The 16,273-nt window shown below is 36.6% G+C and carries 15 protein-coding genes; 9 read left to right on the plus strand and 6 right to left on the minus strand.

The window, feature by feature from the left end; genetic code table 11:
- Positions 1-243: DUF962 domain-containing protein (locus tag B4237_RS00775; protein WP_286940797.1), on the plus strand; the 243-nt coding region annotated here is incomplete at its 5' end.
- A gap of 96 nt (positions 244-339) precedes the next feature.
- Here B4237_RS00775 and B4237_RS00780 read toward each other — a convergent pair.
- The 6 genes from B4237_RS00780 to tssH are packed head-to-tail and all read right to left on the minus strand — an operon-like array spanning position 340 to position 7,905.
- Complete coding sequence (locus B4237_RS00780; protein WP_278595509.1) at positions 340-1,296, minus strand: M15 family metallopeptidase; 957 nt, start codon at positions 1,294-1,296, stop codon at positions 340-342.
- 3 nt (positions 1,297-1,299) lie between these two features.
- Positions 1,300-1,899, minus strand: a complete 600-nt coding sequence (locus B4237_RS00785; RefSeq protein ID WP_278595508.1) for a hypothetical protein — start codon at positions 1,897-1,899, stop codon at positions 1,300-1,302.
- 10 nt (positions 1,900-1,909) lie between these two features.
- On the minus strand, positions 1,910-2,719 hold the full coding sequence (gene icmH, locus B4237_RS00790) for a type IVB secretion system protein IcmH/DotU (RefSeq protein WP_278595507.1): 810 nt from the start codon (positions 2,717-2,719) through the stop codon (positions 1,910-1,912).
- A gap of 10 nt (positions 2,720-2,729) precedes the next feature.
- Positions 2,730-4,094 (minus strand): type VI secretion system baseplate subunit TssK, encoded by a 1,365-nt coding sequence (gene tssK, locus B4237_RS00795; protein WP_061517779.1) that lies wholly within the window; start codon positions 4,092-4,094, stop codon positions 2,730-2,732.
- A gap of 16 nt (positions 4,095-4,110) precedes the next feature.
- Positions 4,111-5,208, minus strand: coding sequence for a type VI secretion system protein TssA (tssA, locus tag B4237_RS00800; RefSeq protein WP_061517778.1), 1,098 nt, complete (start codon positions 5,206-5,208; stop codon positions 4,111-4,113).
- Positions 5,209-5,235: 27 nt separating this feature from the next.
- On the minus strand, positions 5,236-7,905 hold the full coding sequence (gene tssH, locus B4237_RS00805) for a type VI secretion system ATPase TssH (protein ID WP_278595506.1): 2,670 nt from the start codon (positions 7,903-7,905) through the stop codon (positions 5,236-5,238).
- A gap of 362 nt (positions 7,906-8,267) precedes the next feature.
- Here tssH and B4237_RS00810 point away from each other — a divergent pair, with 362 nt between their 5' ends.
- From B4237_RS00810 to B4237_RS00845, 8 genes are all read left to right on the plus strand, one after another.
- The gene (locus B4237_RS00810; RefSeq protein WP_007481649.1) at positions 8,268-8,969 is read left to right on the plus strand and encodes a hypothetical protein; all 702 of its coding nucleotides are present in this window, start codon (positions 8,268-8,270) and stop codon (positions 8,967-8,969) included.
- Positions 8,970-8,988: 19 nt separating this feature from the next.
- On the plus strand, positions 8,989-9,492 hold the full coding sequence (gene tssB, locus B4237_RS00815; protein WP_019383967.1) for a type VI secretion system contractile sheath small subunit: 504 nt from the start codon (positions 8,989-8,991) through the stop codon (positions 9,490-9,492).
- Complete coding sequence (gene tssC, locus B4237_RS00820; protein ID WP_007481645.1) at positions 9,485-10,966, plus strand: type VI secretion system contractile sheath large subunit; 1,482 nt, start codon at positions 9,485-9,487, stop codon at positions 10,964-10,966. Before tssB ends, tssC begins: the two co-directional genes overlap by 8 nt.
- A gap of 50 nt (positions 10,967-11,016) precedes the next feature.
- Entirely contained in the window at positions 11,017-11,520 is a 504-nt protein-coding gene (locus tag B4237_RS00825) for an Hcp family type VI secretion system effector (protein WP_007481644.1), read from the plus strand.
- Between the two features lie 72 nt (positions 11,521-11,592).
- Positions 11,593-12,069, plus strand: a complete 477-nt coding sequence (tssE, locus tag B4237_RS00830) for a type VI secretion system baseplate subunit TssE (RefSeq protein WP_007481642.1) — start codon at positions 11,593-11,595, stop codon at positions 12,067-12,069.
- Positions 12,070-12,081: 12 nt separating this feature from the next.
- Positions 12,082-13,890, plus strand: coding sequence for a type VI secretion system baseplate subunit TssF (gene tssF / locus B4237_RS00835; protein ID WP_278595505.1), 1,809 nt, complete (start codon positions 12,082-12,084; stop codon positions 13,888-13,890).
- Positions 13,854-14,849 carry a type VI secretion system baseplate subunit TssG gene (tssG, locus tag B4237_RS00840; protein ID WP_278595504.1) on the plus strand — a complete coding sequence of 332 codons (996 nt, stop codon included), beginning with the start codon at positions 13,854-13,856 and terminating at the stop codon, positions 14,847-14,849. The genes tssF and tssG overlap by 37 nt, the downstream gene beginning before the upstream one ends.
- Positions 14,849-16,273 (plus strand): hypothetical protein, encoded by a 1,425-nt coding sequence (locus tag B4237_RS00845; RefSeq protein WP_278595503.1) that lies wholly within the window; start codon positions 14,849-14,851, stop codon positions 16,271-16,273. Before tssG ends, B4237_RS00845 begins: the two co-directional genes overlap by 1 nt.

The following is a 16,273-nucleotide window of genomic DNA, read 5'->3' on the forward strand; positions in this document are numbered from 1 at the left end:
AGTTCGATCGGTTTGTATTTCTGGAGTAAAGCAATCCGCCAACGCAAGGCAAAATATTTGGCTTATGGTTTATTATCTGGTTACGCTTGTGCATGGGTGGGGCATTTCTTCTTTGAACATAATAAGCCAGCAAGTTTCAAGCAACCGCTTTACAGCTTTATTTCAGATTGGCGTATGTTGTCAGATGTTGTACGTGGTCGATTGAGTCTGGTTGATCGTCAGTTTGATAAGATTGATAGCTAACTATTTGTGCAATATATCTATTTACATAAGTTTAGATAGATATATTTTTAAATACTTGATGAACTACAAGCCTTAATTTTTTATTTAAAACACAAGCTAAGATTGACTTGCTGTTAACTGGCCTTCGGCAATAAGTTGCTCTGCCATTTCTTTGGTTTTTCTTAAACCAGGCATTCTATATTCAGTGTGACCATAGTCTTTGATTGACTTCCAACGGCCACCCCAAGTCAATCCTACAGATTCTGCAACTTCCCCATAAAGTTGATAGCCGCGCATTGCCCAAGGATCTCGTTCCGTAATCACAATTTTTCCATTGCGTCTAAATGCGACATCGGCAGCAAGCCCAAACTGGTGATAGCTTTGATAACCTTTAGCACGTGTTGTATTTGGATTGCCTGCTAGCATGTTTTGTCGACTTGGGCTGCGATAACCTTCCAGTAACACAAGGTCATACCCATGTTGTTCCTTCATGATTTTAAAGACCATAAGTAGACGTTGTTTATAACGAGGATTAATTTTATCCCATTTACGATCAACAAGAGGCGAGTCTAAACTGCCATGTGAGTGTGTTATTGGAATCTCGATTTGAGATGCATCAATGCTCATATTATGTTGAGCCTGATATGCTTGCTCTAATCGAGTTGCTTCAACAATTGCATCTTGAACTAGTGTTTCATCTACTTCTGGTGGAGGACTGAGTATTTCTCCATCGAGTAACGCATATATTTGCGGATCAGTTTCCTTCAAATATTCTGCTTCGATTCGAGTAGAATCAATCGGCCGTGTAAATGCAAAGATCAGAATACTAGAAAATAAAAAGAAACCTGCAATTAAGATCCACCATTGTTGTAAATGCCAATCCGACTGGATTCGTGAAGGAGATGCCGCTTGATGCATATTTTCAGCAAACTGCATTGCATTTGCTAATCGCTTCTTACTATCAGGAATTAAAGACAGCAAACTTTGCTTAACTTTAAAACGCAATTCGTGTGACATTAATAGTATTAGTGTAATGACGACACTTATGAAGCAGATTGCAATAAACCAAATCATTGTTTAATGGAGTTCGTTCACTGTAAAAGGTTTTTGCGTCACTTTAATTTGAACTGTTGCTTGAGGTGCTTCAACTTCTGGTTCGGTAACTTGTGATTTAGGTTCGTTTGTTTGGACAGGTTTCGAAATATTGTTATTTTGCGGTAAGGTTGTTCTGTTTGCTGTCGTAGTTGATTTAACAACTAAAGGTGGATGTGCTACTTTTTTATTTGGTTCATTTGCAAATGGAGAGCTCCTTTGTTCTGTTGGGGCGGTAGGTACTGCTGGTGCATGCTGGAAGAACTTATTTAAGTCATTACTGCCAGGTTGTACGAGATTATTGTCCTCTTCTGCTCCTATAGCATCATCATGAGTTGGGGTTACAACAATTTCTTTTGATAATTCTTTTTGCGTTTCAACTGGTAATGCAGAATGTTCTTGCTCCGTTTGGACATTATCTACTTCTGTTTTGTTTTTCTGTTGCGTCATAAAGAAAACAAAGCCAATCAATAAAGTACAAGCTACACCTGAAATAAATCCAATCAAAACATAAACGATAGGAGATAGACTTTTTTTCTTATTGGTTTGTAATAAGCGTAAAGAAGTTGGTTTTTCCTGAATCATGCGCTATCAACTAAGGTAAATGGATGGTGATATGTGCTTCTTCAGCTGGTGCTGAAATAACATTCTGATAAGGCGATAAAGCACTTTGATTTTGTTTTGACAACATAAATCTCAGTCCTAAAAATGTCAGTACACTGAATATTAATAAGAAGATCAAAATCCACAAAAATGGTAACTCATGATGGATAATATTTTTAATTTGATCAGGGATCGCAGCAAAAGGTGAGAAAGCGGCTTTTTTCCCTTTTAAATAATCAATTTCATCACCGACACGAGCAACTAGATGGTTTAGACTTTCCACTGATTCCAAACGATACTTACCTTGAAAACCAAGAAGTAAACAGTAGTGAAAAACTTCTAGCGATGCTAAACGTTCTTTTCCTCGACTACGGAGTTGTTCGAGAATTTCAAAAAAACGATAGCCTGCCAGTTGTGAGCCAAACAAACTAAGCTGCAATGGGCTAATTAACCATGTGTTTTGCAGATTAAAGTAAGCGGCATCTTGTTGTGTCGCGATAGTTTCATCGATTAAAGCACAAAAGGCATATTTTGCATCGTGAATATCATCAGCAGGGAATTGTAATCGTTTTGCTTGTTGTTCGAAGCGATTGAGTAAATCCAAAATCTTTTCACGAAAATCATTTGGATTTGAAGGAATATATTTGTTTCGGAGCAAGAAGACGAGGTAAAAGCCATCATGCAATAAATCAATTAAATTCGTTGCTTGAATTTTATTTTGCGTGTGATCAGAACTTGGAAGTCCTGAACCAATTTTACCATCATCAAATAAAGACGGGATGCCTGTAGGATGTTGCGTCATTGCTATTCTCTTAGGTATTCATTACAGCAATCAGTTCAATGCTAATGTCTTGAAAGCCCGCAGGGACATAGACACAAATCGTTTCTGATTCAAGCATTCGTTGATACAGTTCATGATGTGGCTCAATTTCAAAATAGCTCACTCCAGAACGCACAGGAATTGCGGTAGGAACTTGCATTAAGTGATGAATTGGTACAGCTGGAAGTGCAGCAATAACCCTTTGCTCCACGTCAATGGTACTGCCAACTTTAAAGCGTAAAGGAACGATTTGAATAAGTTCATGGGTTTGCATCATGCTGCTTGAAACAGCAATATATAACCGTGTATCTCGGGTAATTTTGTCTGACTCAAGACTACCGACCCAATAAGATGGTCGAGTTTCTTTTAATGCAATATTGAAATAACGACTTGAAATAATAGTGTCTAACAAGTCTCTTAAAATAATATCCAGTTTTTGAAAGCTGTCTTGCAGCTGTTGATGTTGGTAATGTGGTAAATGATCAACATCATAAGCAGTGGAAAATGTCAGCAGTGAACCTGCAAGTCTCAGCAATTCAGCGAATAAACGTTCAGGATGCACCAATGGATATTGTTGAAGATGATTTAAACCTGCATAAGCGGTATTTAAGGCATTAATTAACCAGAAAGAGACAATATCACCAGAACGGAACTCAATCAGCTTTTGTTCATTCTCACGATTATTACTTTGGATCGTTTTAATTTTTGCCTTAATGACATTCAGCGTACGTTTTAGATTTCCAGTTAGAGACTCTGAAGCTGCAATATGTAAAATGGGTGGAATAAATTTTTGATCAAGTTCAAAGCTGCCAGAACTTTGACGTTTTAATTTGCCAATCGCTAAATATAAGAAACCATCCAAATTTTGGCTGGGTTGAATATGTGGTTCGAGTAATTTGAATTCAGCTCTACGGCGTAATAAATTGAGTTCTGCAGGACTTGCGTCTGTAAATAAATCATGGGTTTCCGTTAAATAATTATGATAACGGCTTGATACGGTTCGAGTGTCATCTGCAATATTCTTTTTGTTTGCTTGTAACATTGGCAAAGCCAAATAAACGATCATTTCACCCAGAAGATTTAAATCGTCTAGTAAAAGTGGTTCAGGTAACAGATCTTGGGCAGGGGCGTGGTAGATTTCACCGTCCTGCCAAATAATTTCGACATCTTCTAAAGCAAGTACGTGTGTAGAAAGTTGTATTGAATCAAATTTTAGTTTCTGTACGCCATAAGCATGAGGAATCATTGCTCGAACAGTATGATTCAAACGCTGCTCATGATAGGTATCTTGGATCTGGAAATGTTGAGGGCGTAAAAATAATCCTTCACCCCACAATACTTTTTCTGCTTTAAACATCTTTACTTACCAATCTTTATTCATATTCATTCTTTGGTTGAACACCTAATGTGTCTTGCAACATTTGCAGTGGATGTTCGTCCTTAATTACATGTGTTAACCATTCATGAAGTGGCATTTGACTCCATTTGATTGTTTTTTGCAGCATATAGCTAACAGGGCTATGAGGTTCATTTTTCTCAAAGTAAGTTGCAATGTCCTGTAACACTCGCATTGCTTGTTCACGATTCTCAATGTGGGATTGAACTTGAGGCTGAAAAGACATTTGGTTTTGAGGAATGCTTTGTTGCGTCAATATTTCGGTTGTTGTCGGTGCTATTATTGTTTCAGTCACAGTTGTGTGTTGCTGAGAGGTTTGCACAAAGTTCTCTGTTTTATAAATTTTTTTCAGACTGATATGAATGTTATCTAAATTTGAATCTATTGAAGCAAAACTTGGTGAGTCTAAGCCTAATAAGTCATCCAATACTTGTTTTAAAACAGACCATTGCTGGAGTATTTCATTAAAATATTGGTAGTTTTTGATAACAAAATTTTTATCGGTATTCGATACAGCTTGTTCAAATAATTCTAACTCTGTTGAATTTTGTGAACTCTCATATTCATCGCTCTGTTTGCGACGAATATTTTCATGATAGAGAAAGTTGTCATAATCTAAAAGATGATAGAAAGGAGCTTGATTGATTAACGGGACTTTCTTAATTAATAAAGGAAGTTGATTAATTAAGCCTTGTAATAAACCTATGCGTTGATCTAAGTCATCATCTTCTACTTCTGGATGTATGCTTAACCAATATTGCTCAAGGAGTTGATGACTTAATTCAAGACTTTTCGAGATCCCTTCAAAACCATAAAGATTGGACCAAGCTTCAGAGAGCCAAGTAAGTAAACGAATATCTTTACTTTTGGATTGAAGTAAATCGACTGAAGTAGATGCGACAAAATCCCAATCTGCTTGTTTGGGTTCAGTGACCCAATCACCTTGATCTAACAGTAGGTCATCTTGAGTTTTTGCTTTTTTAATTGCATGAAACTCATTGGAAAAAGAAAAATCCTCACCACACGGCGCTTGTTCGTAAATTGGGGTGAGGAGAGATGATATATCCATGTACATAACAATGTTGACTCAATCTTTAAATTACTAAACATCAGCTTTAGTTTTCTTACTAGTGCGCTTTTTAGTGACTTTCTCTGCTGGATCTAATTGATAGCTAATATCATCATCTTTAACATCAATTACGATACGTTTAGGGAGTTTATGTTCAGCTAATGCCACTAAAATCTCAGTCGCGAGAGAAGGTAATACACTTGAATTCAAAATGTTATCGACATTACGTGCGCCACTATCAACTTCAGTACAACGACTTAAAAGTAATTCGATGAGGTCATCAGAATATTCAACAGCCGTTGCATATTGGTTTTCAATACGTTGAATAATTTTGCCAAGTTTATGTTTAATGATTCGAACAAGTAGGTCATCATGTAATGGAAAGTATGGAACAACTCGCATACGTCCAATAAAAGCAGGTTTAAATTGCTTATATAAACTTGGTTTTAGATGCTCAATCAGATCCTCGGCATTTGGCCAATCTTCAACAGGCTGGTTTAAACAGGCTTGCATAATCGCGCTTGAACCAGTATTTGAGGTCAACAAGATCGTGGTATTTTTGAAATCAATAATACGACCTTCACCATCTTCAAGCATACCTTTATCAAAGACCTGATAAAAAAGTTCTTGAACATCACTATGTGCTTTTTCTATTTCATCTAATAGAACCACGCTATATGGGTTTCGGCGCACAGCTTCAGTTAAGACACCACCTTGTCCATAACCGACATAACCTGGAGGCGCACCTTTTAAAGATGAAACAGTATGTGCTTCTTGATATTCAGACATATTGATCGTAATCAAATGTTGTTCACCACCATACAGTTCATTTGCAAGCGCGAGCGCAGTTTCTGTCTTACCTACACCACTTGGACCAACCAGCAAAAAAACACCTTGTGGTTTATTTGGATCTTCTAATTTTGCTTTAGAAGTTTTGATTCCCTGTACGAGTTGTGACAGGGCATAGTCTTGCCCCATAACTCGTTCTGCTAATTTATCTTCAAGGGTTAAAATCTGCTTAATTTCATCATTGACCATATTTCCAACAGGTATACCAGTCCAGTCAGAAATAATTTCATTAATGATACGTGCATTTACACGTTCAAATACCAATGGTGCTTGGCCTTGCAGTTGCTCTAATTCTGTCCTTAAAGCCTCAATTTTAGAATGTGCTGATTCATCCTCAGATTGAGTATTTAGTTGATTAATTTCTTGTACAAGTTTTAATTCTTGCTGCCATTTTTCCTCTGTTGCCTGAATATCTTGATCTAAAGTCGCAAGTTGCTGTTTAAGTGACTCTAATCGTTCATGATGAATTGGGAAATGCTGATGTTCTTGAATTAAAATCTGTTGCTCAAGGTTTAGGTTGTGTTGCTGTGCTTTAAGTTGATCCAAAAGAACTGGCTGAGCATTCTGGGTTAATGCAACACGGGCTGCTGCCGTATCTAATACGCTAACTGCTTTGTCTGGAAGTTGTCGACCACTAATGTAACGATGAGAGGCTTGAACCGCAGTAATTATTGCTTGATCATCAATATGTAAATTGAAATGATTTTGCATGACTGGGATCATGGCACGTAGCATATCAATAGCAACTTCTTCTGTGGGTTCTTCAACTTTGACAACTTGGAATCTACGGCTAAGTGCCGCATCTTTTTCGAAGTATTGTTTATATTCAGCCCAAGTTGTTGCGGCAATCGTTCTTAACTCACCACGTGCTAAAGCAGGCTTAAGTAGATTTGCAGCATCATTTTGTCCCGCTTGACCACCAGCACCGATTAATGTGTGCGCTTCGTCAATAAATAAAATAATAGGATGTGTTGATGCTTGAACTTCTTGAATCACTTGTTTTAATCGGTTTTCAAATTCACCCTTTACGCTAGCGCCTGCTTGTAATAATCCCATATCTAAAACATGGATATGTACATTCTTGAGTGCATCTGGAACCAGACCTTGAGCAATTTTTAAAGCTAAGCCTTCCACAACAGCCGTTTTTCCTACGCCCGGTTCACCTGTCAAAATTGGATTGTTTTGACGACGACGCATCAAAATATCTAGCATTAAACGAATTTCGAATTCACGACCAATCACTGGATCAATCAATCCCTTTTGCGCTTTTTCGGTCAAATTGATTGTGTACTGATCTAGGGCTGGCGTCTTAACAGGGATCGGAGCATTTTGAGATTTATTCTGTTGCCCATCTATTGAAAGGCTATTTTCTATTTGGGTTTGTTCGCTACTTTGTTCACAAATATCAAGGAACTTGTGTTTCATTGTATCTATTGGGAATAGCTCAAATAAACTTGAAGCTCTCGCGGCAATTTGTTGCAAATCAGGTGCAGTTAGTAATGCAACAAGCAAGTGGCCGCTGCGAATGATAGGTGTTTGTTCCGCAGAGGCTAATAACCATGCTTGTTCAAATAATTTAACGATAGATTTTGCAAAAATAGGGGTTCTAGTATTTCCTTTGGGTAAGGATAGAATGGTTTCTTTTAAATTATTAATTAATGCTTCGTAAGATATATTATTTTTCTTTAATAAAATAAGTAAATCATTGGGTTCTTTTTGATTTAATAATTCTACAAATAAATGTTCTATTTCTATTTCATAATTCAATTGGTTAATACAATAATTTGCAGATTTTTCTAAAGCTGAACGAGTAGGTTGGGATAGTTTTGTAATTAAAACCTTAAGGTTACTCATTTAAGACTCACAAGTTTTTCGAATACCAAGCACTAGTTCATAAATTTTGACTTGATATGTTTGTTATGTTGAATATATATTTTTTGAATAAAATCAAAAACTTATCTAAACCTTGCAAAGGTATACAGATTATTCTACTACAAAAATTGTCACTTTTAAACAAAAATTGCATCAGAATTATTAAAAAAAATTCTATCAAAAAATAATAATGTTAATAAACGTAATTAGTATTGACTTTCTGTGTGATTTTTTTGTTAAATTCGCCGAAATGTTCTGTGTGTATAAAAATTGACGAGTAAGAGGGTTTTTTAACAATAATTGTCCACTCTTCAATTATAAACTAAATAATGATGAGGCATATTTTGAAAAAAGGTATTTTAATATCAACTCTTTGTATAACGATTTGTCTAGTAGACAGCTCTGTTTATGCTGGAGATCAAGAAATTAAGCCAATTAAATTAAAAAGTAAGTGTATTAGACACAACCCATTAGCTGCGAATCAGACGGATCAAGAGTTATTAAATATTTACCAACAGGTGTGTGATAAAGACAATGCTTCGCGAGTTAATGATTTGTTAGCTCAAGCGGCCATGCGTATGTATCAGTTAAAGCAACCCATGAATGCATTGCAGTTAGCAAATCAATTGCAACAACAAAACGTGCGAGGCGCGACACTCACAGATGTAACTTTTCTTGCCAGTGTAGAAATTGCAAATAATGCTTTAAAGCATATGCGTTCTGAAGAAATGCGTTATCTCAGTAATGACTCAACTTATCCGCCTGCAAAGCAATTGAGTGACAATATTCGCAGTGCAATTCCGGCACCAGATACATCGACAAGTAAAGCAATTACGGATGAGTCACTTCAAAAAGAAATTCAGCAAACTACGAATTCTCGCCGTACCTCCAATAGGCAGAAAACTCGGACTACACAATCAACCCGAAAAACAGTAAATCAGGTCAACACGACTACGAAACGTCAAACAACAGTGACCCCAACTGTTTCTAAACAACCAAATACTGTTCAAAAGACAGGTTCGAATCCATTCGATTCGTTGAAATAACAATCAGAGGTATAGAGTTATGGCGAAAAGAGAAAGTGTACAGAAGAAACTGCAACGCATTCGACCACCACGCGTCCAGCTAACATATGATGTTGAAGTTGGGGATGGAAAAGAGTCAAAAGAATTACCTTTTGTTGTTGGTGTAATGGGTGATTTCTCTGCGGCTTCTGAATTAGAAAAAACCAAATTAAAAGATAAAAAATTTATCAATGTTGATTTAGATAATATTGATGAAGTTATGGAGTCTTTAGCACCAAGAGCTGCTTTTCAAGTCGATAATACTTTGACTGAGGAAGGTGGTCGCATGTCAGTGGATTTGACATTCAACTCAATGGAAGATTTTAGACCTGAGCAAGTTGTTCAGCAGGTTGATCCATTACGCAAATTAGTTGCTGCACGTGAACGTTTAACAGATCTTCGTAACAAAATCTCTAACAGTGAGCGTCTAGAAGATTTGTTGGATGAGGTCTTACAAAATACAGATCAAGTACGTCAATTAAGTGCGGAGGCTGAAAATGAGTAATGCACAAGCCTTAGCTGCAACAGCAGTAGCCGCAGATTCTAATAATTTATTAGATTCAATCGTTGAGCAAAGTCGCATCGCACGTAATGATGATGAGCATGTTCGCGCTAAAAGTTTAATTGGTGAGTTAGCTAAAGAAGTGATGGCAGGAACAATCACTGTTTCTGAAAATATGACTTTGTCGATTGATAAACGTATTGCTGAAATTGATGCATTGATTTCAAATCAATTAAGTCAAATTATGCATCACGAACAATTTCAAAAAATTGAGTCTACTTGGCGTGGTCTTTATTATTTCTGCCAAGAAACACCATCTAATCCAATGATCAAAATTCGTATGTTAAATACGACGAAAAAAGAATTGGTTAAGGACTTTCAAGGTGCAACGGATTTTGATCAAAGCACATTGTTCAAAAAGATTTATGAAGAAGAATATGGTTCATTTGGTGGTGCGCCATACTCTGCATTGATTGGTGATTTCGAATTTGATCGTACGCCATCTGACATGTATTTATTAGAACAAGTATCGCATGTTGCCGCAGCAGCTCACGCGCCATTTATTTCAGCAGCCAGCCCAAGTATTTTAGGTCTTGAATCGTTTACTGATATCGACCGACCTCGTGACGTATCTAAAATTTTTGAAACTGCTGAATATGTTCAATGGCGATCTTTCCGTGATAGTGAAGACTCTCGCTATGTTGCTTTGACTATGCCACATGTTTTAGGTCGTTTGCCGTACCATCCAAAAGAAGGAACTGCGACAGAAGGCTTCAACTTTGCTGAAGATGTTTCTGGTGAAAATCATCATGATTATCTTTGGATGAATGCTGCTTATGCATTTGGTACACGTTTAACCAATGCATTTGATTCGCATGGTTGGTGTGCTGCGATTCGTGGTGTTGAAGGTGGTGGTTTAGTTGAAGGACTTCCTGTTCACACATTCAAAACTTCAGACGGTGAAGTGGTATTTAAGTGCCCAACTGAAATTGCAATTACTGACCGTCGTGAAAAAGAGCTCAGTGATCTTGGTTTTATTCCATTGGTGCATTGTAAAAATACTGACTATGCCGCTTTCTTTGGTGCCCAATCTACCCAAAAACCGAAGAAATATGATAACGATACCGCAAATGCGAACTCAGCACTTTCAAGTCAAATTCAGTACATCATGGCAGTGTCAAGGATTGCTCATTACTTAAAAGCAATGATGCGTGACAAAGTAGGAAGTTTTGCATCAGCAGGAAATGTTGAAGCCTTTTTGAATGAATGGCTTTCTCAATATGTATTGCTTGATGATGGTGCTTCTCAAGAGGCGAAGGCGCAATACCCACTTCGTGAAGCATCAGTAAAAGTTGTAGAAGATCCTGCTCAACCAGGTCACTACAAATCAGTGGTCTTTTTAAGACCGCATTTCCAGCTGGATGAGTTGTCCGTATCTTTGCGACTCGTGACTGAACTACCGCAGTCCTCAAATTAAAAATGAGATCAGCTAGATAATAACTTTAAATAAATAGAGGTAATTTTTAAATGAAAGATATATACGTTGAGTTTCGCGGCAAATATAAAGTGGATGGTGAGTCTCGTGACTCTGAGCACAAAGGTTGGCTAGAAGTTAACTCTTGGTCGCACAACATCCGCCAACCAAAATCTGCTACTTCGAGTAGTGTTGGTGGCCATACTGCTGAACGTGTTGAACACTCAGACATGATCTTCGTTAAAGATTTAGATGCTACAAGTCCTAAACTTTGGGAAGCATGTTCTGCTGGTTATACATTTGATGAAGTACAAATCGATTTTTACCGTGCAAATGGTGATAAGCGCATCAAGTACTTACAAATCAAATTGAAGCATGTGCTTGTATCAAGCGTAACGCCAACTGTAAATGAAGAAGGTGTACCAACAGAAGCATTTGGTTTGAAATATGCTGCTGTTGAGTGGACATATAATCAACAAGATATTAACGGTACTGCGAAAGGTGCTGTTACTAAGAAATGGTCACTTTCTAATAACACAGCTTCATACGCTGCATAATAGTTATAGTGATTTTCTAATAGAGGTTAATTATTCATTAGCCTCTATTTCTCCCATATTTTGTTTTGTGACATGAATCTAGATCATTTATATCCCTACGGATTTCGATCAACACTATTTGATCGTTTAGTTCCTGAGCATGAAGACTATCTAAGAGGTTTATCTATTCAGCAATTACGAGAATCTGTTGCTCGTGATTTAGAGGATTTACTTAATAGTCGTATTGCACAGTTTGATGAAGACATGGATGACTATCCATTGGCAAAACAATCTATTTTGCAGTTTGGAATTATTGATTTCGTAGGACTCTCAACAGCGAACCCTTTGGATCGAGATAAAATTTGTCAGTCTATCGAACAGTCTATCGCTGCGCATGAACCACGGTTACGTCAGATCAAAGTTGAGATGTTATTAGATGGTCACAATATGGGATCACTATGTTTAAGTATTCAAGCTTACTTAAACATTCATCCATTATACGAACCTGTTTTTTTCGACGCTTTACTGAAACCGACAACACAGCAGTATGTTATTTCTGCTAGAACTTAGTGTGAGCGTACCGTGATAGAACAACTTTTACCGTATTATGAAAAACAATTACAAGAATTTGGTCAGCAATCTAGAGAGTTTGCGCAGAAATATCCCAAAATTGCGCAACGTTTGTCATTAAACCAAGAACAAATTGACGACCCACATATTGAGCGGCTTATTCAAGCTTTTTCACTTATTGCCGCACGTATTGATAAAAAATTAGCGGATAGTTATGACGTTTTTACCCATTCTTTATTTGAGGTTATGTTTCCTCAATATTTACGCCATTTCCCCGCATGTACAGTGGTTAGTTTTGAAGATATAAATAAAATTAAGCAACTTACAACAGCACATATCATTCCTCAAAAAACTGCATTGAAATCTCGAAGTTTTAAAGGAGTTCAGTGTGAATTTAATAGTACGAATGCTGTTCGATTATTGCCGATTACACTTTCAGGATTAGAGTTTTTAACGTCTCCAAGTAGCCATATGCATTTAAATCAAAATGCATCACTTAGCTTAAAATTTGAAATCTTTAATGATGCGCAGAATTGGGTTTTAGACGAAAAGTTACCGATTTATTTAGATGCGATTTCTAATTTCCCATTGCAGGTTTTAGATAGTATTTTTCGCAAAGAGACTGGTTTTTCAGTTCGTGTCGGGCAGCGGCTAGTCCAAATTGATAATCCTTTTGAAGTGATGGGCTTTACTGAGCAAGAAAGTTTGTTGCCTGTTGATCAGCATACCCACCATGCTTATCGTTTATTGATGGAGTATTTTTGCTTCCCAGAGAAGTTTAATTATTTAAACTTAGATCTAAGCCAACTCAAGGCACTGGTAGGGAATAGCAATCATTTTGAAATCTTGATTCATCTTAAGCTCAATTTAAATGATCAAGCCGTTGTTCGTAATTACTCCGAATTGAATGTCGCAAACTTCAAATTATTTACTACACCTGCGATTAATTTATTTGAAAAGCAGGCTGAACCACAAAAAATTTCTTATACACAATTGCAATATCCACTGATTACAGATGCTCATCATCCTGATCTTTACCATGTTTACTCAGTTGTTGAAATGAATATGGTACGAGAAAAGACAAATCAGGAGCAGACTCATCTTCCTGTATTACCTTTTTTTGCAATGAGTCATTATCACAATGACAAAGTACAATTTTTCTATTCATTGAATTACTTATCCTCCCAAAACAAACATAAGCAAATGGGATATTCAATCATTTCAAAAGACCTAAAACCCTATGAAATAAAATCAGATTTTATTAGTACGAAATTACTTTGCTCGAATGGTGATTTACCACATGAAGCTTTGAGTCAAAGTAATAATATTCTAAATCTGAATGATAGTAGTCTGGCAAGACGTGCTCTGATTTTAAAGCGCCCGACATCGCCATTTTATTTTGATCAAAATAAAAATGAACAGTGGCGCATCATTTCACATTTGTCTTTGAATACTTTGGCTTTGATGAAAGGGGATGCATTGAGTCATGTTAAAGAGTTGCTTGCTTTGTATAACTTGCCACATTCCAAAGAAAATATTTTGTTAATTGATGCGCTTAAAAGTCTGAGTTTCTCGATAACGAATAAGCTCGTTCATGCAAAGCCTTTTCCAATGTTTATTCGAGGTGTTCAAGCTGAATTGACTGTGAATAGCAGTGTATTTAGAGGACATAGCTTATATATTTTCATTCAATTATTAAGTCATATTTTTAATCTAAAAGTCCAAATCAATAGTTTCGTCGATGTCGTGGTTAAAGACAGTATTCATCAACAGGAGATGTACCAATGCGTTCAGAACGTTGGTGGCAAGACGCTTCTGTAGTTGATCAGGTTTTTAATCGATCGAGTACATTTGAGTTTATTCAGTCAACACGATTATTGCGTCATGTGCCCAATAGCAGTAGCGTAAAAAATTGGTCGACTGATTTTAAGTTCGACACTTCTTTTAGCTTAAGTTTTCCTGCGACAGAAATTGAAGAATTAAGTTATCAAGATGATCGTATTCATTTGACTAATTTGATTGTCGGTTTAACAGGAACACAAGGAGCTTTGCCATATACATATACCAATAAGATAAAGCAAAGTTCAAGACAACAACGACTTGAGATTAAAGAATTTCTTGGTTTATTTAACCATAATCTCACCGCTAAATACGTAGATGCTAGTCTTACTTATAATTTACCTATCCGTTATGAAGTAGAACAAGAAAATCATTATCTTGATATCTTGCATGCTTTGAATGGCTATGTTCGTGCTCAGCATCAACAACATGATTTAGATGAATATTTCGCTGAATTTTCTGGTTTGATGCAAGGGCAAAACAACACGGCTCACGCTTTGAAAACCGTTTTATCCTGTGTTTTTAATGAACAAGTCAATGTTGAGGAATTTATAAAAGAAAAATTTAAGTTAGGCGAAGATCAGAAAACAACGCTAGGGGGCACAAACCCAAGTTTACTTGGTGTGAATACTTTTTGTGGTGATACGGTTGAGCAGATAGATGGCAAGATTGAAATCCAAATTGGCCCACTATCACGCGAAAAATATTTAGCTTTTTTACCAAACCAACCATTAAATAAAAAATTAAAAGATCTCATCCAAACTTGGTGCAGCCCAACTTTATTTATCGATGTTCGGTTGATTTTAGATAAAGATAACGTCAGTCCTCTGTGTCTTGATTCTAGTCATGAGTTGGGGTTGGGGCAGGGTACATTTCTAATGCCATCAGAACAATTGCATCATAACAAGGAAACTCGTTATGCACTTTTGGGAGCGGCATAATGATTAAGAAAATCCTTGCAACTTTGATGAGCTGCTTTGTATTGGTTGCTCTGATTGTGATTTTTTACTGGCGTGACACACAATATCAACCTGAATCTACTGATTTAATTAATTATTTTATTTTTCTACCTATTGTTATCACAGTTGTTTTACTTTCACCGTGGTTCGTTTATAGCGTTCATCAACATCGCAAGAAGAAAAAGCAGCAGGCATCGAGTCAGCAAGATGAGAGGAGTGATCAGAAGGTTGATGCAGAGCAAGTTAATCAATCTAGCCAATGGATAGCATTGAATGTATTTGCTGCGAGTGCTTATCACTCTTTTGGTGAAAATGATGCAATTGTTGAGGGAATCAAACAATTTACTAGCGCGCAACTTGATACAGCGCTTTTGAATTTTCAAGGACTACCGATTTTATCTTATCGAGTTGCTGATTTAGATCAACAACTCGAACATGATGAAGAATCTGAGCAAGCTTTTCTATCAATTCGTCAGCAACGTATTACCGCATTGCTTCAGCATCAAATTGAACAAAATACTGAATTCCTCATGCGGGTTTCTCAGCATTTAAAAGCTTCAAGTTTATTCTATGAAAGCCAAAGTCTGTATGAATACCGTATGCATCCTGCTTGGACTGATCCAATGCATGATAGTGAAGAAGATCTAGAACCTCAGCAGGTTCAACAAGTTTATCGTATAGACAAACTCAATTTACATATCCTACTGTCTGAAGACCTCCTACATACGTGGAATGAACATGATTGTAATGAATATATCCAAACCATTTTTTATGATTTAGAAATCATTCCTCAAAAATTGCATATCGAATATCACTTTGTGAGTTCTAAATCCTCTGATCAATATTTACTTGAATTATTTGATCGTATTCAAAAACAACCTCATGAGATTTCATGGTTGATTGCTGTCGATTCTGAAATTGATCAAGAAGTTATTGATGAAAAGAGCTGGAACACGAATGCCTATATTCCAGCTGAATTTATCAATAGTTGTTTTGTGGCGCATCCAAGTCTAGAAATAGAGCAGTCCCAGCCTGTAAAAACTTTAAGGTTGGTTGCTCATCAAAATAATTTAAATCAAATATTTAAAGAGTTAGATATCCATGATTTACCGCAATATCAAGATGAAGCTCCATTTGTATTTGTTGCTGAAGATGGATCAGACATCAAAGTTGTAAAGAGACTTGAGCAGTTTTTTGGACAAAGTTCAGTTGAGCAACATCATTATTTGTACTGTAAACCTGCAGTTGGAAATACGTTAAATGTCGCAAAAGTTTTTGCAGTCTTGCTGGCTGCTCAGCTTTCGGATCAATACGTCGCGTTTGTTTATAGTCAAGATTTAAAAGCATTTTTTCAAACTTTCCCAGAGGTCTCAGCAGATCAGGAAAGTGTAGCAATTGCTGATTGA

The sequence above is a fragment of the Acinetobacter sp. UBA6526 genome, assembly GCF_002434875.1.
GTDB classification, from domain to species: Bacteria; Pseudomonadota; Gammaproteobacteria; order Pseudomonadales; family Moraxellaceae; genus Acinetobacter; species Acinetobacter venetianus.

Coding starts and splice junctions, on each gene's coding strand:
- tssG (WP_278595504.1), top strand. CDS start 13,854: ATGCGTTCAGAACGTTGGTGGCAAGACGCTTCTGTAGTTGATCAGGTT.
- tssE (WP_007481642.1), top strand. CDS start 11,593: ATGAATCTAGATCATTTATATCCCTACGGATTTCGATCAACACTATTT.
- icmH (WP_278595507.1), bottom strand. CDS start 2,719: ATGACGCAACATCCTACAGGCATCCCGTCTTTATTTGATGATGGTAAA.
- B4237_RS00780 (WP_278595509.1), bottom strand. CDS start 1,296: ATGATTTGGTTTATTGCAATCTGCTTCATAAGTGTCGTCATTACACTA.
- tssH (WP_278595506.1), bottom strand. CDS start 7,905: ATGAGTAACCTTAAGGTTTTAATTACAAAACTATCCCAACCTACTCGT.
- B4237_RS00825 (WP_007481644.1), top strand. CDS start 11,017: ATGAAAGATATATACGTTGAGTTTCGCGGCAAATATAAAGTGGATGGT.
- tssA (WP_061517778.1), bottom strand. CDS start 5,208: ATGTACATGGATATATCATCTCTCCTCACCCCAATTTACGAACAAGCG.
- tssC (WP_007481645.1), top strand. CDS start 9,485: ATGAGTAATGCACAAGCCTTAGCTGCAACAGCAGTAGCCGCAGATTCT.
- tssB (WP_019383967.1), top strand. CDS start 8,989: ATGGCGAAAAGAGAAAGTGTACAGAAGAAACTGCAACGCATTCGACCA.
- tssK (WP_061517779.1), bottom strand. CDS start 4,094: ATGTTTAAAGCAGAAAAAGTATTGTGGGGTGAAGGATTATTTTTACGC.
- B4237_RS00785 (WP_278595508.1), bottom strand. CDS start 1,899: ATGATTCAGGAAAAACCAACTTCTTTACGCTTATTACAAACCAATAAG.
- B4237_RS00845 (WP_278595503.1), top strand. CDS start 14,849: ATGATTAAGAAAATCCTTGCAACTTTGATGAGCTGCTTTGTATTGGTT.